At 37.3% G+C, this 21,078-nt stretch carries 22 protein-coding genes; 10 read left to right on the top strand and 12 right to left on the bottom strand.

From position 1 onward, the window contains the following. The coding region (locus AC58NB_RS14045; RefSeq protein ID WP_497427471.1) for a cold-shock protein at nucleotides 1–95 on the bottom strand (95 nt) is incomplete at its 3' end. Between the two features lie 198 nt (nucleotides 96–293). Further along, entirely contained in the window at nucleotides 294–341 is a 48-nt protein-coding gene (locus AC58NB_RS14040; RefSeq protein WP_497427470.1) for an erythromycin resistance leader peptide, read from the bottom strand. Between the two features lie 141 nt (nucleotides 342–482). On the opposite strand from AC58NB_RS14040, the gene AC58NB_RS14035 reads away from it, so the two are divergent. From AC58NB_RS14035 to AC58NB_RS14015, 5 genes are all read left to right on the top strand, one after another. Next, nucleotides 483–1,946: a hypothetical protein gene (locus tag AC58NB_RS14035; RefSeq protein WP_497427463.1), complete on the top strand. Its 1,464-nt coding sequence runs from the start codon at nucleotides 483–485 to the stop codon at nucleotides 1,944–1,946. A gap of 220 nt (nucleotides 1,947–2,166) precedes the next feature. Next, nucleotides 2,167–3,627, top strand: coding sequence for a spore germination protein (locus AC58NB_RS14030; protein WP_497427462.1), 1,461 nt, complete (start codon nucleotides 2,167–2,169; stop codon nucleotides 3,625–3,627). Between the two features lie 7 nt (nucleotides 3,628–3,634). Then, nucleotides 3,635–4,753 carry a GerAB/ArcD/ProY family transporter gene (locus AC58NB_RS14025; RefSeq protein ID WP_497427461.1) on the top strand — a complete coding sequence of 373 codons (1,119 nt, stop codon included), beginning with the start codon at nucleotides 3,635–3,637 and terminating at the stop codon, nucleotides 4,751–4,753. 3 nt (nucleotides 4,754–4,756) lie between these two features. After that, on the top strand, nucleotides 4,757–5,878 hold the full coding sequence (locus tag AC58NB_RS14020; protein ID WP_497427460.1) for a Ger(x)C family spore germination protein: 1,122 nt from the start codon (nucleotides 4,757–4,759) through the stop codon (nucleotides 5,876–5,878). Between the two features lie 32 nt (nucleotides 5,879–5,910). Beyond that, entirely contained in the window at nucleotides 5,911–6,672 is a 762-nt protein-coding gene (locus tag AC58NB_RS14015; RefSeq protein ID WP_497427459.1) for a potassium channel family protein, read from the top strand. 27 nt (nucleotides 6,673–6,699) lie between these two features. On the opposite strand, the gene AC58NB_RS14010 is transcribed toward AC58NB_RS14015, so the two are convergent. The 3 genes from AC58NB_RS14010 to AC58NB_RS14000 all read right to left on the bottom strand — a co-directional run bounded on the left by AC58NB_RS14010 (nucleotide 6,700) and on the right by AC58NB_RS14000 (nucleotide 9,944). Further along, nucleotides 6,700–7,116: a YugN family protein gene (locus tag AC58NB_RS14010; protein ID WP_497427458.1), complete on the bottom strand. Its 417-nt coding sequence runs from the start codon at nucleotides 7,114–7,116 to the stop codon at nucleotides 6,700–6,702. Nucleotides 7,117–7,277: 161 nt separating this feature from the next. Then, nucleotides 7,278–8,630 (bottom strand): glucose-6-phosphate isomerase, encoded by a 1,353-nt coding sequence (locus AC58NB_RS14005; RefSeq protein WP_497427457.1) that lies wholly within the window; start codon nucleotides 8,628–8,630, stop codon nucleotides 7,278–7,280. A 150-nt stretch (nucleotides 8,631–8,780) separates the two neighbouring features. Next, on the bottom strand, nucleotides 8,781–9,944 hold the full coding sequence (locus tag AC58NB_RS14000) for an iron-containing alcohol dehydrogenase (RefSeq protein ID WP_497427456.1): 1,164 nt from the start codon (nucleotides 9,942–9,944) through the stop codon (nucleotides 8,781–8,783). A 141-nt stretch (nucleotides 9,945–10,085) separates the two neighbouring features. Between AC58NB_RS14000 and AC58NB_RS13995 the strand changes: the two genes are divergently transcribed. Then, entirely contained in the window at nucleotides 10,086–10,328 is a 243-nt protein-coding gene (locus AC58NB_RS13995; RefSeq protein WP_066106678.1) for a DUF378 domain-containing protein, read from the top strand. A 48-nt stretch (nucleotides 10,329–10,376) separates the two neighbouring features. On the opposite strand, the gene AC58NB_RS13990 is transcribed toward AC58NB_RS13995, so the two are convergent. Next, nucleotides 10,377–11,579 carry an ornithine--oxo-acid transaminase gene (locus AC58NB_RS13990; protein ID WP_497427455.1) on the bottom strand — a complete coding sequence of 401 codons (1,203 nt, stop codon included), beginning with the start codon at nucleotides 11,577–11,579 and terminating at the stop codon, nucleotides 10,377–10,379. A gap of 199 nt (nucleotides 11,580–11,778) precedes the next feature. Further along, nucleotides 11,779–12,183 (bottom strand): S1 domain-containing post-transcriptional regulator GSP13, encoded by a 405-nt coding sequence (gene yugI / locus AC58NB_RS13985; RefSeq protein ID WP_497427454.1) that lies wholly within the window; start codon nucleotides 12,181–12,183, stop codon nucleotides 11,779–11,781. 244 nt (nucleotides 12,184–12,427) lie between these two features. On the opposite strand from yugI, the gene AC58NB_RS13980 reads away from it, so the two are divergent. Further along, nucleotides 12,428–13,774, top strand: coding sequence for a sodium-dependent transporter (locus tag AC58NB_RS13980; protein ID WP_497427453.1), 1,347 nt, complete (start codon nucleotides 12,428–12,430; stop codon nucleotides 13,772–13,774). Nucleotides 13,775–13,818: 44 nt separating this feature from the next. Beyond that, nucleotides 13,819–14,163: a helix-turn-helix domain-containing protein gene (locus tag AC58NB_RS13975; RefSeq protein ID WP_497427452.1), complete on the top strand. Its 345-nt coding sequence runs from the start codon at nucleotides 13,819–13,821 to the stop codon at nucleotides 14,161–14,163. A gap of 1,110 nt (nucleotides 14,164–15,273) precedes the next feature. Here the strand turns inward: AC58NB_RS13975 and AC58NB_RS13970 are convergent. Both AC58NB_RS13970 and AC58NB_RS13965 read right to left on the bottom strand, forming a co-directional pair. Then, on the bottom strand, nucleotides 15,274–16,440 hold the full coding sequence (locus AC58NB_RS13970; RefSeq protein ID WP_497427451.1) for an aminotransferase: 1,167 nt from the start codon (nucleotides 16,438–16,440) through the stop codon (nucleotides 15,274–15,276). Further along, nucleotides 16,437–16,937 carry an Lrp/AsnC family transcriptional regulator gene (locus AC58NB_RS13965; RefSeq protein WP_497427450.1) on the bottom strand — a complete coding sequence of 167 codons (501 nt, stop codon included), beginning with the start codon at nucleotides 16,935–16,937 and terminating at the stop codon, nucleotides 16,437–16,439. Before AC58NB_RS13965 ends, AC58NB_RS13970 begins: the two co-directional genes overlap by 4 nt. A 220-nt stretch (nucleotides 16,938–17,157) precedes the next feature. Between AC58NB_RS13965 and AC58NB_RS13960 the strand changes: the two genes are divergently transcribed. After that, nucleotides 17,158–18,330 carry a MalY/PatB family protein gene (locus AC58NB_RS13960; protein ID WP_497427449.1) on the top strand — a complete coding sequence of 391 codons (1,173 nt, stop codon included), beginning with the start codon at nucleotides 17,158–17,160 and terminating at the stop codon, nucleotides 18,328–18,330. A gap of 120 nt (nucleotides 18,331–18,450) precedes the next feature. On the opposite strand, the gene AC58NB_RS13955 is transcribed toward AC58NB_RS13960, so the two are convergent. Continuing rightward, entirely contained in the window at nucleotides 18,451–18,654 is a 204-nt protein-coding gene (locus AC58NB_RS13955; protein WP_497427448.1) for a hypothetical protein, read from the bottom strand. Nucleotides 18,655–18,813: 159 nt separating this feature from the next. Next, the gene (locus AC58NB_RS13950) at nucleotides 18,814–19,554 is read right to left on the bottom strand and encodes a peptidylprolyl isomerase (protein WP_497427447.1); all 741 of its coding nucleotides are present in this window, start codon (nucleotides 19,552–19,554) and stop codon (nucleotides 18,814–18,816) included. Nucleotides 19,555–19,684: 130 nt separating this feature from the next. Between AC58NB_RS13950 and kapB the strand changes: the two genes are divergently transcribed. Then, nucleotides 19,685–20,071, top strand: a complete 387-nt coding sequence (gene kapB, locus AC58NB_RS13945; protein WP_497427446.1) for a kinase-associated lipoprotein KapB — start codon at nucleotides 19,685–19,687, stop codon at nucleotides 20,069–20,071. 41 nt (nucleotides 20,072–20,112) lie between these two features. Here kapB and kapD read toward each other — a convergent pair whose 3' ends face one another. After that, nucleotides 20,113–20,733, bottom strand: a complete 621-nt coding sequence (gene kapD, locus AC58NB_RS13940) for a 3'-5' exonuclease KapD (protein WP_497427445.1) — start codon at nucleotides 20,731–20,733, stop codon at nucleotides 20,113–20,115. Nucleotides 20,734–21,078: the final 345 nt, after the last annotated feature.

Here is a 21,078-nt window from a genome sequence, read left to right as displayed (position 1 = left end):
GCTGAGAAATGTACGAATACGTCTTCTCCGCCTTCACGTTCGATAAATCCAAAACCTTTTTCTGCATTAAACCATTTCACTTTACCTTGTTCCATAATTGTTGCCTCCTAGTGTGGATTTCCACACAATGTATTACTATCCTTGCTCAAATACCTTAGACGAAAATCAAACTCGCTTCTCAATCTGAAAACGAACAAAAATAATTCTTCTTAAGAATAACAGACAAATTTTGCAATAGCAAATAATAAGTCTTTTGTCCCTTTTTAAAAACACACTAAACACTTTGAGGTATTCTATATCAAAATGTTCGGTTGATACTTCATTCGATTAATTACAAATATTAGGTTGTTTAATTATTAAAAATGGATAGGAAATCCAATCTCTATGTGGTTTGGCACCGTCAAATATATCCAGGTTAACTCTAGGTTTACAAGGGTAAAAGTTTGAATAAGTTTACTAAATATATGAAAGGATTTTTGCTCATGGAGGAGATTTCGATAATTGACAAACCGGTATCCAGTGCCAACTTTCAATTTGTTTTTCCATTTACACTTATACGCGGTAAAGAAGCTGAACTTGTTGATAAGTTGAAAGACAATCATTTTAAATGGTTTAGACTGAACCGCCTTGAAAAAGAAGATGATTTCTATGGCAGATTTGAAATAAATCATGAAAACCTAGAGAACTATTTTCTACCCTTTACAAATCGGATTTTGTTTCCTAAAAAGGAGGATGGAAAAGGATTCCAACGATATTCAAGGATCTGTCAAATTCCTGCAACACTGCGAACAAAGCATTGCAGCACAGCCTTTGTAATTGAATCAATTGATGTAATCGTCTGTCCTTATCAATTAGGCTTTTTAACAGTACGAGTTCATTTGGATGAAGAGAGCCAATTACTTAAACTTTCTAAAGTCATTGATTTTGCTTCCGAATTTAGAATCATGGAACAAAACAACCCTACCTCTAAAGTGATATATGAAAAACAAGAGTTCGATCATGTAGAACATTTCCTGTTAGATCAGATCTTGCCTGAAATCAAAAAATATATGGATTACAGCTCTGAAGATGAAGCATACTTTGAGTCTTTCCCATTTTTTGAAAATAACCATCTATATGTCCAGTCGTTAATTGGTTTGACAGCTAATACAGAGATTGATGATTTTGATGTATTCCGTTTAGGTAATCTCGACGGATATGATAAAAATAAACACCCATTCATTAGCTGCCATAATCAAAGGTTCATAGATCAATATATGGATTCTATTGTCTATAGCCGTTGGGCACCCTATACCTATTACATATCTGATGAACAAGGTGTTGCTTGCCTAACGAATCGGACGGATGAAACATTCAATGAGATCGCCAGTACTTTTTATGGCGAATACTATTACGGTTTGTTACTTACCTTGTTTCATAAAATAACTTTACTTAAGATTGCTAATGAATATTCCCATGTTCGAATTGAGCAGGATACAAAACACGTTGAGAAATTAATTCATGCCATCAATGCCTTCTCATCCAATTATTATTTCTTTGAACTGGCAAGTAGTTCAAGAGGTCGCGATATATTTATCAAGCTGAGAAAGATGTTTAAGGTAGATGAATTATTTGAAGATACACGAACAACCTTGCAAAGCTTAAACCAGTATCAAGAGAATTTTTCAGACAAACAAAGCAATATGCTTTTACAAATATTAACTCTTTACACCGTGATAACCGGTCTATTTGGTATGAATTTGGTCACTGAACAACTGAAGGGCAATATTAACTGGTCAAATTTACTCGCGAATTATAACTGGCTCGAATTCATTGCGCTATTTGTAACATTCACCGGTTTAATCATTTCGCTTTACTTAGGAATTAAATTTATCTATTTATGGTTGATGGATAAAAGGGATCGTAAAAAGTGGCGCAAAGAAATTGAATACCCGAATACAAAATAAATCCTGTAAGTAATCTAGAACTAAACTCACCTCCGTTTCCCCTCTTTTGAAACGGAGGTTTTTTGTGTGTTATAAAACAAAGACTATGCACCTCTTACTTTTTTAACCTTCTATTAATGAATCCCTCCCCTTCAAGATACCTTTTGGAGTATAAACGGTTGAATAATATTCCATAGTTAACTAATACTAACGTTTATCAATTAAGGTTTGGGTGATGGATATGAATTTCTTTAAAAAAAGAACACCAAAAGAAGATAAACAGCAAAAGCATTTTGAAGAGGATTCTACTCCGGATATCCGGAGCTTAGAGACAACCCGTCATATCGAAGATAATATTAAAAAATTAAAAACGGCCTTTTCTAATACACAAGATTTCGATACACGATATTTTTCAAACGGGGATCAAAAATATGGATTAGCATTCATCAAAACAATCGTAAAAAAGGATATTATAGATCACTTCTTGATAGAACCATTAGTGATTAACTCCTCAATCAAGCCTGCTAACTTACCTGTGGCACATGTATCTGGCTATACCTCCTTTAACGATATTATCAGTAATATGTTGGAGGGAAATATTGCTCTATTTAAAGAAGGAGATACTACCTGCTATTTAGTTGAAGCAGCAGATTTTAAGACACGCTCTATTGAGGAACCTGCATCAGAACAAAGTATACGTGGTTCACATGAAGGCTTTGTAGAGAAAATTGAAGATAATTTAAATCTGATCAGAAAAAGAATCAAAACAGAGAACATGGTGGTTAAAACAAAAACACTAGGTTCGAATCCAAAGGCTACAGCCGCTCTTGTTTATATAAAAGGAAAAGCAGACCCTGCAGTCCTAGAAAAAATAGAAAAAAAATTAGACTCTATTCATATTGATAAAGCCATCAATACAGAAGTGATTCAAAATTATATAGAAGACTATGTTTATTCACCGTTTCCTCAAATTTTAAATACAGAAAAACCCAATCGGGTGGCATATCACTTATCAATGGGTGCCATTGGCTTAATGACTGAAGGAAGCTCCACTGTCTTTCTGATGCCCGTTACATTCTTTTCTTTTTTTCATGCAGCAGATGATATTGAAAGCCGGTTTTATATAAGTTCATTTGAACGAGTTTTACGGCTATTTGCTTTATTTCTAGCGATTACCTTGCCATCCTTTTATATCGCGCTTGTATCATTTGATTTTGAGATTATTCCATTAAACCTGGTAGCTAATGTTAAAGGGTCATTGGAAAATATACCCTACTCACCTTTGATTGAAGCTCTTATTATGGTGGTCATATTAGAGCTTCTCAAGGAATCCGCTATCCGTTTACCAACTTCTGTTTCACCAACGATTGGTGTTGTGGGGGCATTGGTGATTGGTACGGCAATTGTTCAGGCTAATCTAGTTTCTAATACGATGTTAATCGTGATTGCGATTACAGCCATTTCGGCATTTACTATTCCAAATCAGGAAGTCGCACAAATGATTCGTATTCTAAACATTCCACTCATCATCATAACTTATATTTTTGGCTTAGTTGGAATAGCGATTGGATTCACTTTAATTATCTATCATTTATGTGAATTGGAATCGATGGGAAAACCTTATTTAGCACCGGTCGCGCCGTTTAATTTTAAAAGCTTGTCGAAAATGCTATTCAAAATACCATTTAAGAAGGAGAGTTAAATGGACTATGATGGCTTCTAATAAAAAGTTATTATCTGCTCACCAGTTATACTTTTTAACCGTACAATCCGTTAGCTCTGTCATGATTTTTGCCATTCCTTATCTCGTTAATGAGCATAGTAAACATAATGCCTGGATATCTGCCATCATCACTTTAATCTTCTTTCAACTAATTGGCTGGGTCATCTTTTCATTGCATAAACGATTACCGGATAAGAATTTATTCCAAATGACAGAGATTCTAACAAGCAAATGGATCGGAAAAATAATGAATTGGCTGTATATCATCTATTTCATTGGCCTTGCTACCTATACGGCTTTATATTTTACGTATTTATCAAAGGAATGGACACTGCCTGTCACACCGCTATTTGTTGTTTACCTAATCTTTATTTTAATGGGACTTTATATAGCCAGAGGAACGATTACAACACTCGCACGGTTTAGCGGCATAACATTATTGGCCTTAACAGGTTTTCTCCTATTTTCCATTTGCTTTGCCATTCCTAAAATGCATCTTTTATTTTTACTGCCTGTTGGGAATGTTCCGGTTACAAAAATTTTAAACGGTTCTTATCATATGGGGATTGGTTATGCAGGCCTAAGTTCCTTACTTGTATTATTGCCACTTCTTCAAGGCAAGTTAAAAACAAAAAAAAGAGTAATTACTTTTTCAATCCTGACTATTTCATTGATTTATCTTTTTTTATTAGTAATCTGTCTTGCCCATTTCGGTACATATGCATTAGGTCTAGTTCCAATTCCTGTTCTCTATTTACTAAAAATATTGACCGTACTTAGCATTTTTGAGCGGATGGATTTGATTATTATGGGCGCCTGGATTGCTCCAATGCTAGTTTCCTATGTCCTATATATTTTTATGGCAGGCATCGGAATATCGGAAAATACTCGATTCAAAAACAAAAAGATGATCGTATTGGTTATTTCTTTGATAATCTCATTTCTATGTGCACTTTTTCCGGAAGCGCAGGATAACATGATTCGTCTTAATAATTACTTTCTACCGTTTACTTATTTGTTCATGATAGGATTTCCTATTCTTCTACTGGCTATTGCTATGATTCGAAAAATAAATCAGAGTCATCAAGATCAGGCAGGTGATTGATCCGTGAAACTATTAAAGATAAGTTTTATATTATCAATATTGATTGCTACCACAGGATGCTGGGACCAAAATTTTTTATCGAAAACTTCCCTGGCATTCAGTTTAGGTTTTGACAAAGCTAAAGGCCCGGAATCACTGGAATTAATTACAATAATTCGTGCCTTAAAACCTGCAGGTGGGGGACAAATAGAACCCTATAATACAAGTTATAAAGTAAAGGGAGCCTCTCCATTAATTTTGAGGGAAAAAATGAATCAAATTACGCCCGGCGAATTCTCAATAAATAAATTAAGTAATGTTTTAATAGGCGAGGAATTGGCAAAAACAGATATCTATCCCCTGCTGGATGTGTTATATCGTGATGCAAAAAGTAATGTAAACGCAAAAGTATTGATTACAAAAGGAAAATCACGAGACATTTTAAAAGACGAGTATATTAAGGGCACTTTAATTAGTAGAGCCTTACAAGAGTTACTCGACAGTGCAGAAGACCATTCCATTATTCCAGAGCAATCATTGGCCACAATTATGCCTGCCATGTTTGATCCAGGTCAGGATTTTGTCCTTCCCTATGTAGAAAAACTTAAGGGTGGCCTGGTAAAAGTAAAGGGAGTAGCTCTATTCGATAAATTAAGTTATACCGGTAAAAATTTAATTGGGGAGGACTCTTCTTTATATTTATTAATGGTTGGTAAAGAAGGAACCTATACTCAATTTACAATAAATAATCCGGAGAAAAAAAATGAAATTGATGAAAAGGTTAGCTTTTTTATTCGAAAAAACACACATAAGATAAAGTTAAAAATTAAGGATTCTAAACCGGTCTATTCGGTTTCCTTAAACTTAAGGGTTTCTGTAGCTGAATATACAAAGGGGTTGCTCGAAGAGGACGAAATTAAAACCCTTGAGAATCATATGTCTAAAGACTTGACGAAGCAAGCCAAAAAAGTAACAGATCTATTGGTTAAAAGTAATTGCGATGCACTCGCTCTTGGCCGTAAGCTGATGATTAAAGATCCAAAACTGTTTGATAAGTATAAGACGCACGGTATGTTAGATTTAAAAAAAGTTGAGATTAACCCAACGGTTAAAGTAAAAGTTGTTGACAATGGAATCTTAGATTAAATATAGATTTTTAATAAGAGCGAGGAAGACATATGAATACAGCTCAATATATTTTTAATAAACTTCATTTGGTTGCTCGTCTGATTATTATCATCGTTAGCATTATTCTTGTGTATGGCATCCTCATGCATCTAATTGAGCCTGCAACATTCACTAACATTGGGGAGGGGATATGGTTTACCATTGAATCAATCACAACTGTAGGGTATGGAGAGATTGTACCCAAAACCCTTTTAGGCAGGATAGCAGCCAGCACATTAATCTTAGTTGGTGCTGCATTTGTCTCTTACTATTACGCCTCTATGTCATCCTATGTAATTAAGCGTCAGACAGCCCTGCAGCTTGGTTCTGCCATCTATACAAAAAAGAAGCATCTCATTATAGTGGGTTGGAATGAATGCACTAAAATGCTAATTGATACATGGCATAAGCAGAATCCACGTCGAAATATCGTCATAATAGATGAGACACTGGAATCTCATCCAATGCCTGAAACGCATGTATTCTTTTTGAAAAATGACAGTACAAATGAACAGACTTGGATTCATGCAAATGTAACCGATAGTGAATTCATTGTTTTAACAGCAGATCGCTCGAAATCTGAACGTTCGTCTGATTTACATGTCATCGCTTCTTTACTATGCATTAAAGGTCTTTATCCAGAAGCTACATGTATTTGCGAAATAATGGCTCCCTTTCAAATGAACAATGCCAAACGAGCTGGTGCAGATCATATTATTGCGACTAACTCGATTATAAGCCAATCTATTATGGAAGCAGTCGAAGATGAATAAGTCTAACCAAAGATACATTTATTAAGTTTATTCATATCCCAAAACAGCAATTTCAGCCTCATTTACTAAGGATTTGCCTAAATCTATATACTTTTCTAGGCTAGAATCTGCATCCTCTGAAAAATCATACGTGGAGTCGGGGCTACATTCTTCATCCTGTGCATACTGTTTCATATAAAAATGAGTTCCAGTCTTGGCTTCATAGGATAATAAAAAAGGGGTTCCAAAGCGAATTACTCCATTTTTATCTTCTATGGAGCCTTTGTATGTAGTAAAGGGAATTCTGATATAATTTGATTTATTTCCGCTATCCATTAAATAGTCAAAGTAACCATGCTGATAATCCCAATTCCCGCCAACAATGAACCCTTGGCTTCCAAGCTGATGTTGGGCATACACATAATTTGTCATAGTATTTGTGAGACGCGATGGTATTTTAATCATGCTTTCCCTTCCTTCCATTGGATAGATGCTTTATTAATATCCACTTATAGAAGGAAAGGTATGTCTGGTATTGACAGCCTTCAACACCTAATATTCTCACTTATGGTACACACAAAAAATACCCGATTCATTAAGAATCGAGTATTTTTTTACGTATTTGATTAAGAATTTAAACGTTTTTCAAGCTCAGCTTTCTTTTCCTCAAAGCCTTCTTTTCCAAGTAAAGCAAACATATTCACTTTATATGCCTCAACACCTGGTTGGTCAAACGGATTTACACCCATTAAATAACAACTCATAGCGCATGCTTTTTCAAAGAAATACACCATGTATCCAAATGTGTATTCATCAAGCGCAGGAACACTTACTACCAAGTTCGGAACACCGCCGTCTGTATGAGCTAATAACGTACCTTCAAAGGCCTTATTATTGACGAAGTCTACTGTTTGACCAGCCAGATAATTCAGATTATCCAAATCATTCGCAGCCTCTTCCAATACTAATTCATGACGTGGTTTTTCAACTTTAATGACTGTTTCAAATAGGTCTCTGCGTCCTTCTTGCACATATTGACCTAATGAATGAAGGTCAGTTGAGAAGTTTGCAGAAGATGGATAAATTCCTTTTTGGTCTTTACCTTCGCTTTCACCAAATAGTTGTTTCCACCATTCAGAGAAGTATTGTAAGGATGGTTCGTAATTAATCAGCATCTCAATTGTTTTTCCTTTGCGATAAAGGAGATTACGAACAACCGCATATTGATAGGCTTCATTATCTTCTAGTTCAGATTCGGAATAATCCTGCTCAGCTGCCGCAGCACCTTTCATAATAGCATCGATATCAGCTCCACTTGCAGCAATCGGCAGCAAGCCAACAGCTGTAAGAACAGAATAACGTCCGCCTACATCGTCAGGGATAACAAATGTTTCAAATCCTTCTTCGTCAGCTACTGTTTTTAAAGCGCCTCTAGCTTTATCTGTTGTCGCATAAATACGACCTTTTGCAGCTTCCACTCCATATTTTTCTTCTAATAGCTTACGGAAAATTCGGAAGGCAATCGCTGGTTCAGTAGTTGTACCGGATTTAGAAATCACATTAATAGAGAAGTCTTTTCCTTCAAGAAGATCCATTAGATCATGCATATATGTAGAACTGATATTATTTCCAGCGAAAATGATTTGCGGAGCTTTGCGTTTTTCACCTGGAAGGATATTAAAGAAGCTATGTTGTAGCATTTCGATTGCAGCTCTTGCTCCAAGATAGGAACCGCCAATTCCAATAACCAATAAAATATCAGAATCATTTTTAATTTTTTCTGCTGCTTTCTTTATACGTGCAAATTCTTCTTTATCATAGTCAGAAGGTAGAGATAACCATCCCAGATAATCATTACCTGCTCCTGTTTTTTCATGAATCGTATGATGTAATTGCTTAACCGTGTCTTTCATATAAGACACTTCATGCTCTTGGAAAAATGATAATGCCTTGGAATAATCAAATTTAATATGAGTCATTTTTTTGTCCTCCATTCTGTTTCCTCATTATCACTTTACAGAAACGGAAAATGATAATCAAGTTACGTCTCTATACTACAAAAATTAAGTGCTAATCTTTTGAACATCCAGAAAAAGGGGTCTTAAAAGGAAGACCCCCCTTTTTTCACTCTATAAAGATGCTCTCAGTATAGAAAGTACATCTTCTTTATTAAGCTTTTTAAAATGGCCAAACTCTCCATTTGCCATCGCTTTGTCTGCGATTAGCTCTAGTTGTGAATCGTCAATATCATAATCAGCTAATCTGGATGGTGCACCTATTCCAGTCCAGAAATCTCTTATATTCCGGATACAGTCTTTAGCGATTTCCTCTTTTGATTTACCAGCGGGATCTACATCAAATACCTCTATACCCAATCTGACCAACTTATCTAAATCTTCATGCATGCAATGTTTCATCCAGTTAGGGAAAATAACCGCCAGTCCCCCGGCATGAGGAATATCATAAACAGCTGACACAGCATGCTCAATATTATGCGTTGCCCAATCGCCGCGGATTCCCACACTTAGTGTTCCGTTGAGAGCTACAGTTCCACAATAAAGAATCGTTTCCCGATATTGATAATTTTCCAAATCATTTAATAATTTCGGGGCTGTTTCTTTAACCGTTTTTAATACAGATTCACACATTCTGTCTTGTAATGGTGTATTATCCGTATGATTAAAATAGGTTTCTAAAACATGTGACATCATATCAACAATTCCATAAATCGTCTGATCGCGTGGAACCGTAAAGGTATTGACCGGATCAAGTATAGAGAATTGCGGATATGTATACGGGGAACCCCATCCATGCTTCTCCTGTGTTTCCCAATTTGTAATCACACTTCCTGAATTCATCTCAGAACCTGTAGCTGCAAGTGTTAAAATAGTACCAAATGGCATAGCAGCTTCTACTTTAGCTTTCTTAATCACTAAATCCCAGGGATCTCCGTCAAACATTGCCCCAGCCGCAATCGCCTTGGTGCAGTCAATGACACTTCCGCCGCCAATAGCTAGAAGGAAATCAATTTCATTCTCTCTGCACAAGTCGATTCCTTTACGGACAGTCGAAATACGCGGGTTAGGCTCAACTCCGGATAATTCATGATAGGTTAGCTCTCTTTGCTTCATCTGATCAATGACACGATCATACAACCCATTTCTCTTGATGCTTCCTCCACCATATATTAGTAAAACATTCTTAGTATCAGCAGGTATAAGATTCTTTAATTCATTGACTGTATCTCTTCCAAACACTAAATTTGTAGGATTCTTATATGTAAAATTTTGCATACCATTTCCCCCTCATTATTATTCCGTTTACTATATCATTAATTCCTTTAATTTCATTATTAAAACCTAATTCATGTATAATATTTTCTTTTTTACCCACTCTATAAAAAGAACCATGTTTTTTTTGAAGGAGGAAATCAAATGAGTGGAATACAACGTACTGCACTTGTCTTGACAATAATAGGTGCAATAAATTGGGGACTGATTGGATTTTTCCAATTTGATCTAGTTGCAACTGTTTTTGGTGGCGGAAGCCAGGCCGGCGGATTCGCACGTGTGATTTATGCACTTGTGGGAATAGCAGGGCTTGTCAATCTTGGATTGTTATTTAAACCAAGCGAACAGACAAGCAGCCAGGAACAACCTAATCCATCAAAATCCTGATAAGAGTCAAATTAAGCCCATCCCTATTTAATGGATGGGCTTATCCTTTTAAGCCGATAAAACCTTCTTGATTTTATCAATCGCCCAATCAAGCTCTTCTTTCGTAATGATTAGCGGCGGTGCAAAGCGAATGACATTATCATGCGTTTCTTTACATAACAATCCTTCTTCTTTTAAACGTTCGCAATATGGACGTGCTGATTCCGTTAGCTCCATACCAATAAATAAACCACGGCCTCTGATTTCTTTTATAATTGGATTTTGAATCGCTTCCAAATTTTCTTTCAAATACGCTCCCCAATGATAGGATTTTTCAGCCAGATTCTCATCGAGCAACACATTTATAGCCTCTATAGATACTGCGCAGGCCAAAGGATTACCACCAAACGTAGAACCGTGGGATCCTGGATTGAAAACATCCAGAATGTCATGATTGGCCAAGATACAGGAAATTGGAAACACCCCACCACCAAGTGCTTTACCCAATATATAAATATCTGGAATTACATCCTCCCAATCACAGGCAAACATCTTACCCGTTCTGCAAAGTCCTACCTGGATTTCGTCCGCAATAAATAACACATTATTATCCTTGCATAGATCATACGCTTCTTTTAGGAAACCATCAGTGGGGATATGAATGCCAGCTTCACCTTGGATTGGTTCAATCAAAAACCCTGCTGTATTAGGCGTAATAGCTTCCTTTAAAGCATTAATATCGCCAAATGGAATGAGCTTAATACCCGGCAGCATTGGACCAAATCCTCGTTTATATTCTTCATCGGAGGTGAGCGAGACAGCAAGCATGGTTCTGCCATGGAAGTTCCCGGTGCAGGCAATAATTTCTGCCTTATCCTTCTCAACACCTTTATTCTCATAGGCCCATCTCCTTGCAGCTTTAAATGCTGTTTCAACAGCTTCAGCACCTGTATTCATAGGAAGAGCTTTATCCTTTTTAGCAAGCTTGCATATTTTTTCATACCACGGACCGAGCTGGTCATTGTGAAATGCCCTAGAAGTCAAGGTCACACGATCGGCTTGATCCTTTAATGCCTGAATGATTCTCGGATGGCGATGCCCTTGGTTAACTGCAGAATAAGCACTCAGCATGTCCATATAGCGGTTCCCTTCAGGATCCTTCACCCAAACACCTTCAGCTTCAGATATCACAATCGGCAGTGGATGATAGTTTCTTGCACCATACTGTTCTGTTTGTTCAATCACTTCTTTTGATACAGTTGTCTTTGTCATGAATTGGCCCCCTATCTAAGTTTCACACTGGTATAAGGTATCACTCGATTCGACTCAAAAACTCCATTTAATTAAAAATTAAATATTATCTTTATTATCCAATAATTTTGTCACAAATGGAATTGATAACTCGACTTAACAAAAAAAACTGCCCTGATTAAATGTAATCAGGGCAGCTTCTGCAAATTAGATGATTAAATTATTTTTTAATAAGATCTTCGCGTTTGGATTGCTCAATCCACTCTTCCAATTTATCTTTAAGTGTATTGAATCCTTGTGGAGTTTCAGCAGGTGGAATTTTAACTGCACTTTGAGCAGATTTTTTCTTAGGCTTACGAGTTTCTTGTTTAACTGCTGGTGGCTCTTCTGTTGCACGAATAGATAAAGCAATCTTCCCAGCTTCTTCATTAATGGAAAGAACTTTCACTTGGACTTCGTCACCTAATTTTAATTGTTCATTAATATCTTTTACAAAACCGTACGTGATTTCAGAAATATGAACGAGTCCTTGTGTATTTTCATCTAAAGCAACAAATGCTCCATAAGGCTGAATGCCAGTTACTTTACCAGTAAGAATTTGACCTACCTCATATTTTGTAGTCATATAAAACACTCCTATAAATGTATTTACTTTTTCGTCTATATACGCAATTTAAAATTATAGCATAATGTTGGTCCATTATCAAAAATGACCTCTATCACTATTTTTGTTCCCTCTTTGTTTAAGAATAAACAATATTCACGCATGGAATATTTTACTTGTTAGTCGAGATTAAATATTCTGGCAATTCATTCTGTATAATGCTACTATAATACGATTAATAAGATTACTAACTACGAGGTGCTACATGGAAAAACATGAACAATGGTCATCGAAACTTGGATTTATTTTAGCTGCTGCGGGATCAGCTATTGGACTGGGGGCCATTTGGAAATTCCCCTACATGACGGGAACAAATGGTGGTGCAGCCTTCTTTCTATTATTTATTGCATTCACTCTTTTTATAGGTGCACCTATTTTAATCGCCGAATTCGTCATTGGACGAAACGCACAAAAAGATGCAGTCAATGCGTATAAGAGTATAGCGCCGCGCTCGAAATGGTTCATCCTCGGTTGGGGTGGTGTAATTGCTTCCGTCCTGTTACTCTCTTTTTATAGTGTAGTTGGCGGATGGATTTTATCCTATTTAGGCAGAAGTATACTCGGTGAGATTACCGGGATCGCCGGCAGTAATTACGAATCATTATTTAACAACATTATTGCAAATCCAGTTGAATCTATTATTTCACAGCTTCTATTCTTGCTATTGACTATAGGGGTTGTCCAGGGAGGAATCAAAAAAGGGATTGAACGGGCAAGCAAGTACATGATGCCGGCATTATTTATTATATTTATCATATTGGCCATTCGATCGTTAACCTTAGATGGAGCTATGGAAGGTGTTAAATTTTTCTTACAACCGGACTTCAGTAAAATTACTGGTGAGTCTGTATTACTGGCACTTGGACAAGCCTTCTTTGCTTTAAGTGTAGGTACATCAGTCATGGTCACGTATGCTTCCTATTTACCGAAAAACGAGAATTTGATGAAATCCGGTTTTTCAGTTGTAGGGTTAAATATTTTAATTTCCTTATTAGCGGGACTTGTCATTTTCCCTGCTGTATTTGCATTAGGATACGATCCTGCATCAGGTCCAGGACTAGTTTTTGTCATTCTTCCGGCTGTCTTTAATGAGTTAGCATTCGGTGGATTCTTCATGACCATCTTTATGGTTTTATTATTATTCGCCACACTCACTTCCGCCTTTTCCATTTTGGAAATTATTGTAGCGGTTATCTCAAAAGAGAATCCCGAGAAACGAAAATCATCCGCATGGCTAGCTGGATTCATTACTTTCCTTGTCGGGATTCCAAGTGCATTATCCTATGGCGTTCTAAAGGATGTTCATATTGCAGGTAAAACATTCTTTGATTTGGCAGATTATCTCGTTTCTAATCTTGCCCTGCCGCTCGGTTCCTTGTTTATCTCTATATTCGTAGGACACATTATGGATAAAAATATGGTCAGACAAGAATTACAACGTGGCTCGAAACTAAAAAGCTGGATGTTTAACGGTTGGTATATGATCATCCGTTACTTATGTCCTTTAGCAATCCTATTGGTCTTCTTAAATTCTATTGGAATTATAAAGTAAGATGGTAGAATATAAGTAAGATCATTATTTAGGAGGGGTTTACAATGTCTACAGTTGGCGAAAATATCCGTAAGTACAGAATGGACAAAGGAATGAGTGTGGAAGAGCTTGCATTACGCTCCAGAATTGGCACTCACAAGCTTGAGCAATATGAGTCAAATGAATTGACCCCAAATCTCCAAGTTCTCTTAACTATATCGACGGCATTGGATTGCCCTGCCTCAGATCTAATGGAGCAATCCAACCCAACAGGACCAAACCAACTAGACCCTGAACTCCAAGACCTAATCAATAAAATGGGCCAAAAACGCGCAAAACTCATCCTAAAGAAAACCAAAGACATCCCAGAAGCCCAACTCCTAAAAACACTAGAAACACTAAAAAGCTGAAGCGACTGGGCAGCTCCGACAAGCATAAGAGGGAGGCACGCAGGGAGGTGTTCTTCCCTCCCGTAGTGGCTACACTTATGACTCGAGGAGCTAGGAGCCGAAGCTGGATTAATTAAAAAGCTGAAGGGCCTTGCTCAGGAGCGAGGAGCATAAGATAAAGCCACGAAGGGAATGGTCTTCCCCGCAGTGGCTTTACTTATGTCCTGAGCTCCTAGGCCCTGAAGCTGGATTGACTAAAAAGCTGAAACGGCTCGTTCAGAAGCGAGGAGCATAAGACAGGGACTCGGAAGGAGACGTTCTTCCCTCCTGCAGAGGGCATGCTTATGTCCTGAGCTTCTAGCCGTTGAAGCTGGATTGACTAAAAAGCTGAAACGGCTCTTTTGATGAACGAAAACTAAATTCGCCACGTCCTGTGGCAACGTCTTCATGACCTACATCCTGTAGGCCCGCGAGGAGCATAAGACAGGGACTCGGAAGGAGGCGTTCTTCCCTCCTACAGAGGGCATGCTTATGTCCTGAGGTCCTAGGCCCTGAAGCTAGTTTGACTAAAATGCTTACCCGATTTTATTAAATAAAAGATAAAAGACTAAGGACGCCATTTTTGTTTGGCGTCCTTAGTCTTTGTCTTGTTGCCTAAAACAAGCAAAAGAAATTAATGCGGTGCCATTGTTAGCTAATCAAAAAGATGGTTACTTATGAAATCCAGCTGATACTAAATAAATTATTAAATAAACAGGATTCGCTGGATTTTGGGCTGAATCGGCTGGATTCTTGCTGAGATTGGCTGGATTAATATGAATATCGGCTGGATTCCTGCATAATCCGGCTCGATTTCCTCCAAACTCGGCTCAACTCCTAATAAAATACGTCTTTATTAAACCAGAAACCGACAGTGAGCTAACAAACTGTAACTATTTCTTTAAATAGCTGCATTGATAGGAGCCTAAAAGGAGCTAAGTAGGTTTATTTCTCACTGACTTGAAATCAAGTTCCGAAAAATCCCTCTCTCTAAGTTAAGCCCATAAATGATTAAAGCCTTCCCTGCATTCGATTTTATCAATCGAATGAGGAAAGGCTCTTATTTTAGTTCTTTCAAAAATTTAAAGGAACTTATGAATATTTACTTATAAATCGTTCCATTCTGGTTAAAGCTTCTCGCAATTGATCGATGGATGTAGCGTAAGAGCAACGAATATGCCCCTCCCCGCCAATACCAAATACACTGCCTGGTACGACGGCCACCTTTTCCTCAATTAAAAGTTTCTCGGCAAACTCTTCAGAACTCATGCCAGTAGATTCTATGGATGGAAAAGCATAAAATGCTCCGCCTGGCGTATGACATTCCAATCCGATTTCATTGAACGAACTAACAATATAATTCCTTCTATGATTATAGCTCATACGCATTTCTTCTACATACCCGGTTCCAAATCGCAAAGCCTCCAAAGCTGCATATTGAGCAGCTGTGGGCGCGCACATAATAGCGTACTGATGGATTTTAAGCATAGCTTGTGATATCTCTTCATTTGCACATACAAAACCAAGACGCCACCCAGTCATGGCAAATCCTTTTGAAAATCCTGATATCAGAATGGTCCGATTCTTCATTCCCTCAATAGCAGCAAAGCTGGTATATTCTTCATCATATACGAGCTCGGCATAAATTTCGTCGGATATAACGAGAATATCATGTTTAATGGCAATTTCAGCTAATGCTTTTAAATCATTTTTAGCTAATTGTGTCCCCGTTGGATTATTGGGTGAACAAATCATGATTGCTTTAGTCTTTGGCGTAATGGCTGCTTCCAATTGTTCAGGTAACGGTTTAAAATCGGATTCCTTCGTCGTCCCAACTGATACAACCTTTCCACCAGCCATTGCCACTAAAGGAGCATATGAGACGAAACAAGGTTCAACGACAATAACTTCTTCTCCTGGGTTAATAATGGCCCTTAAGGCAATATCTATCGCTTGGCTTGCACCTACTGTTACAATAATTTGACTTTCTGGTGAATACTCTACATGAAATCGTCTGCTCATATAGTCGGCAATTTCTTCGCGTAATTCCAATAATCCTGCATTGGCTGTATAGGACGTATATCCTTCCTCCATTGAGAGAATAGCAGCCTCTCTGTATCGCCATGGCGTAACAAAATCTGGTTCTCCAACACCTAATGAAACAATTCCTTCTATTCCAGCTGCCAGATCAAAAAATTTACGTATCCCCGACGGCTTCATTTCACGTGCCGTATCAGATAAATAACTCGTTTTAATCATGGAGTTATCACAATCCTTTTATCCTCATCCTGAGGTAAAAATACCGTTCCATCATGTTTATACTTTTTAAGGATAAAGTGAGTCGTTGTAGAAATAACTGAATCCAGGGTCGATAATTTGTCAGATACAAAACGAGCAACCTCATTCATCGATTTCCCTTCTATGACAACCGATAGGTCATAGGCACCCGACATTAAATAGACGGATGAAACCTCTTCGTAACGATAAATTCGTTTAGCTGTTTCATCAAAGCCCACACCTCTTTTAGGAGTTACTTTTACATCAATCATAGCCGTAACACCTTCATGGTTTTTGACCTTAGACCAATCGATCAGAGCAGCATATCCGACAATAATATTAGAGTCTTTCAGTTTTTTTACCGCTAGCTCCACTTCCTCTTTAGACATGGCTGTCATTTTCACTATATCATCCAGAGAGATTCTGGCGTTTTCTTCAAGAATATTTAAGATTTCAATTTCTTTATTAGTAAGGTTCATAACCTCACCTCCATATGATGTTAGTTTAAATATCTGAAAATTTAAATTAAACTTTTAACATTATAACACTTATTTTCTACCAATGAATATATAATCCATGATTTTCCCCTATGGAATACGTATTTTGAGGAAACAACCCAATTATTAAATGCTTAAGTCAGCTAGCAGAATATAAATATATGATAAAATAAGGGAATCATAAAAAAGGTGGGGTGGAAACATGAGCGGTACATCAAATACAGAGACTGTTTTGAGTCGCAAAGAAACAGGTTCAGTAAAATGGGATTATGTTGATTCATTATTTTCAGGTAGTGACCTCTTGCCAATGTGGGTGGCAGATATGGACTGGGCTTCACCTATTCAAGTACAGGAGGCATTGCTTAACCGTATTCAGCATCCAATTTTCGGATATACATATGCGGCTGATTCAGTATTCCAGACTATTATAAATTGGATCGAAGAAAAGCATCACTGGATGATTAAAAAAGAAAATATTTCTTTCAGCCCGGGTGTTGTTCCATCTTTATCAGCAGCTGTTCGTGCATTTACAGCAGTAGGGGATCAAATCATGATTCAAACACCTGTGTATGGGCCATTCTATGATGTAGTCAATAGGAATGACCGAATTCTTGTCAAAAATAGAATGGAAATAAAAAATGACCGCTTTGAGATTGATTATGAAGACTTTGAAAATAAGCTTCGTGATGGAGTGAAGTTATTCCTTTTATGCAGCCCACATAATCCTGGCGGGACCGTTTGGTCAAAGGAAGATGTAAAGAAAATGATCAGCCTGTGCCAACAGTATCAAGTACCTGTAATTTCTGATGAAATCCACGCTGATTTGGTTCTCTACAGCCACGCACACACACCAGCTGGTACCATTAGTAAAGATGTAATTACGCTTATGGCACCAAGTAAAACCTTTAATATCGCTGGGCTGCAAGGTTCATTGGTTATTAGTGAAAACAAAGAATACCTTCAGAAAATGGAACAGGAGTTTCTCAAACAAGGCGTTCATGGTATTAATGTACTTGCGTATACGGCGATGGAAGCAGCTTATAAACATGGTGCTGAGTGGCTGAAAGAAACTGTATTGAAAATCGAAGAGAATATGGAAATCCTGACTGATTACATTTCTAAACATTTACCAAAAATAAACATCATCATCCCTCAAGCCTCTTTCCTAGTATGGATTGATTTACGGGCCATGGGAATATCAGATGTTGAAATAACCGAGAGACTCATCCATAAAGGAAAACTGGCACTTGAACCTGGTACGAAGTATGGTCAGGATGGCCAAGGCTTCGTCCGAATGAATATTGGATGCTCGAAGGAAACCCTTCATGAGGGCTTGCGTCGATTGTATGACGCCTTCAGTGATCTCCAATCTTAATAGAACAAGCATCTGCCCTTTTGGCAGATGCTTTTTAAATAGATCATAGTGATTTCAGTTATTATGTTATTGGACTCGAAATCAGCATAAAAAAACTGCACACATTTACTGGTGCAGCCATCACTCGATATTTTGCTCTTTTAATTTTTCCTCTAATTCTTTTGCTCTCTGTACTTGCTTACGATTGTAAATAATAATAAAACGCATGGTTAACACCGCAAACAAAGTAAATATAGCCATCGTTAATCCCGCTGGAATGTATTCTCGTTTATCTTCTGGAAAATATAAGAATAGCCCTATGATAAACGCTAATGGTTGTGACATAGTAGAAACACCCTTCCTAATTTGAAGACATTTGAAGATTACCCATATTATAACACGATACAAATCGTAAAGAGTGATATTTGAATTGCTTCAATAAGGCGTTTTCCATCAAAAAAAGCTGCCCCATTGATCGTGGGCAGCTATATTTATTACTTCAGCTTATTTTAAAATGTTGATTTTTTCAATGACAACATCATATACTGGTTTGTCATTAGGACCTACTTTAGTCGTTGCAATGTCATCGACAACATCCATACCTTCAGTAACCTGTCCAAAAACAGTATGTCTATGGTCTAGCCATGGAGTTCCGCCTATTTCCATGTATTTTTCTACAGCTTCTTGTGGATATCCTGCTTGCTCCATTTGGCCTTTAAGGTTTGCTTCAACAGCACCCTTTTGAACAATAAAGAATTGGCTTCCATTTGTACCAGGGCCGGCATTTGCCATAGATAATGCTCCACGGAAATTAAATAAATCCATAGTGAATTCATCTTCAAATGATTGTCCCCAAATGCTTTCTCCGCCCATTCCTGTTCCAGTTGGGTCTCCGCCTTGAATCATGAAATCATTAATGACACGGTGAAAAATGATTCCTTCATAGTATCCATTTTCAGCATGAGTCAAAAAGTTTTCTACTGCTTTAGGAGCTTGATCCGGGAATAATTTAATTTGGATGGAACCTTTATTTGTTACCATCTCCACTAATCTTTCATTACCTTGTACTTCTGTAAATTGAGGTAATACTGTCATTTTTTCATCGCCTGCTTTCTCTATAATAGTTTGGTCCAGCTTAAGACTTGTTTGCTCAACAGTTTGAAGAGTCTTATCTTTGATAAAGAAATTCCAAATCACTGCACCAAGGAGGATTATTAATAATAGTATCATGGTTTTCCATTTCATTTAAACTACCTCCAATTTTTCACTTTACACGATTCTCAAAAAAAAAGCATCTTTCCGGAAGTCTTTTTCTGGGATTGTCTAACAGACACCAGTATGATGGATATAAACAGGACTGTATGGAGGTATAAAAATGATTGAACATCACATCGGCGACAATGTAACTGCCCATTACAAAACAGGAAAGTATGTAGGAGAAATCACAAATATCCGTCCAAACGGCTATATTGTGGTTAAGACATTAGCGGTATTGAAACATCCTATGCAAGGAGACCTACATAACCCAAAACAAACAGAGGTTGATTTTTTCCATGAACGAAAGGCTTTAGCTTTTAAAGAACAAACAAATATCCCTGCTAATATGGTAAAACCTTTTACAGGAGAAATTCCTGACTATACAAGTTCCCTTCGGTTATCTCTTGAAAGTTTAAAAAAGGATTTACAAAATGATGAATCTAAATGGGCAGAAATGTGCTTAGCCTGTTTATCCAATTTAGAACATGAGTATTTCCCATCATGATTTACGTAAAAAACCAAATCATCTGCAATTGATTTGGTTTTTTACGCTAACCCTTTGAATAGCTTCGAAAAATCTACAACATCTCCGATTGTTGTTGGCTTATAGTTATCCACATATCTCCTGTCCTGCTCAATTAATCTAAATAATTCGTAAGTCATCCTGGCATCATCCAAGGCTTGATGCCAAACACCAGCACCCTTGTCCCCATATTGCTGAACGGCTTTCCGTAAACCGGTCTGATTTCGGTCTCCGAAAAATTTTTTATACTCAATCGATAAATCAACTTGTTTTCCGGTTAAAGGAAACGCATCCCCGGAGTACTGACAATTTTGTCGCAATACCTTCATGTCCATGTTTCCCCATGTTGCAATGGTCGGATAATCCGGGAGATTTAAAGTTTCTAATAAGGCTAAAAAATCTTTGAATTCCACACCTGTCTTAAGATTGTCTTCAGTAATTTTTAAGAAGTTCTTGCATCTGTTTGTCAAAATTGGAAATGCCCTCGGCATCACATAGGAATTATATTGGTTCACGACCTTTCCCCGCTTTACCTCAATGATTCCATATTCAATAATTTCTGGAAAGAATCCTTTTGGATCGTCTCTTCTCTCTGGCATTGTAAATTCAAAATCTATAAATAAATAGGGATTGTCCTTATTCAAGGTCTATCATCTCCTTACTCTCTTATTAGTAACCTATGGAATCACGCTCTACATCTATCTCAATCTCGAAATACAGGAAAAGCCAAACATCCCTTATTAGCTCCCTTCCCTATAAAACGGTAAAACATAAGCAGGAGTTATAAACCATTCTACTCAAGAGCTTGTCTCGTTGATTGGGGGAAAAACATATAAACCGTCAACATTTAACCGGGCCTACCAAGTTTTCGACAGCCTGGGGCCACTTTCTAGTCAATGCTTGTATTTAGATCTTATTGGTTAGTTAATTGAGATCGATTGCTTCATTTTTTTCAATAAAGAGACACTTCGTAGATATGTACAGATAAC

The organism is Pradoshia sp. TA40_28, assembly GCF_059694525.1.
This window is presented reverse-complemented; position numbering and strand designations above follow the sequence as displayed.

What these genes read in the sequence shown, in the direction of transcription:
- AC58NB_RS14035 (WP_497427463.1), top strand. Translation starts at nt 483, where the DNA reads ATGGAGGAGATTTCGATAATTGACAAACCGGTATCCAGTGCCAACTTT.
- AC58NB_RS14030 (WP_497427462.1), top strand. Translation starts at nt 2,167, where the DNA reads ATGAATTTCTTTAAAAAAAGAACACCAAAAGAAGATAAACAGCAAAAG.
- AC58NB_RS14025 (WP_497427461.1), top strand. Translation starts at nt 3,635, where the DNA reads ATGATGGCTTCTAATAAAAAGTTATTATCTGCTCACCAGTTATACTTT.
- AC58NB_RS14015 (WP_497427459.1), top strand. Translation starts at nt 5,911, where the DNA reads ATGAATACAGCTCAATATATTTTTAATAAACTTCATTTGGTTGCTCGT.
- AC58NB_RS14010 (WP_497427458.1), bottom strand. Translation starts at nt 7,116, where the DNA reads ATGATTAAAATACCATCGCGTCTCACAAATACTATGACAAATTATGTG.
- AC58NB_RS14005 (WP_497427457.1), bottom strand. Translation starts at nt 8,630, where the DNA reads ATGACTCATATTAAATTTGATTATTCCAAGGCATTATCATTTTTCCAA.
- AC58NB_RS14000 (WP_497427456.1), bottom strand. Translation starts at nt 9,944, where the DNA reads ATGCAAAATTTTACATATAAGAATCCTACAAATTTAGTGTTTGGAAGA.
- AC58NB_RS13995 (WP_066106678.1), top strand. Translation starts at nt 10,086, where the DNA reads ATGAGTGGAATACAACGTACTGCACTTGTCTTGACAATAATAGGTGCA.
- AC58NB_RS13990 (WP_497427455.1), bottom strand. Translation starts at nt 11,579, where the DNA reads ATGACAAAGACAACTGTATCAAAAGAAGTGATTGAACAAACAGAACAG.
- yugI (WP_497427454.1), bottom strand. Translation starts at nt 12,183, where the DNA reads ATGACTACAAAATATGAGGTAGGTCAAATTCTTACTGGTAAAGTAACT.
- AC58NB_RS13980 (WP_497427453.1), top strand. Translation starts at nt 12,428, where the DNA reads ATGGAAAAACATGAACAATGGTCATCGAAACTTGGATTTATTTTAGCT.
- AC58NB_RS13975 (WP_497427452.1), top strand. Translation starts at nt 13,819, where the DNA reads ATGTCTACAGTTGGCGAAAATATCCGTAAGTACAGAATGGACAAAGGA.
- AC58NB_RS13970 (WP_497427451.1), bottom strand. Translation starts at nt 16,440, where the DNA reads ATGATTAAAACGAGTTATTTATCTGATACGGCACGTGAAATGAAGCCG.
- AC58NB_RS13965 (WP_497427450.1), bottom strand. Translation starts at nt 16,937, where the DNA reads ATGAACCTTACTAATAAAGAAATTGAAATCTTAAATATTCTTGAAGAA.
- AC58NB_RS13960 (WP_497427449.1), top strand. Translation starts at nt 17,158, where the DNA reads ATGAGCGGTACATCAAATACAGAGACTGTTTTGAGTCGCAAAGAAACA.
- AC58NB_RS13955 (WP_497427448.1), bottom strand. Translation starts at nt 18,654, where the DNA reads ATGTCACAACCATTAGCGTTTATCATAGGGCTATTCTTATATTTTCCA.
- AC58NB_RS13950 (WP_497427447.1), bottom strand. Translation starts at nt 19,554, where the DNA reads ATGAAATGGAAAACCATGATACTATTATTAATAATCCTCCTTGGTGCA.
- kapB (WP_497427446.1), top strand. Translation starts at nt 19,685, where the DNA reads ATGATTGAACATCACATCGGCGACAATGTAACTGCCCATTACAAAACA.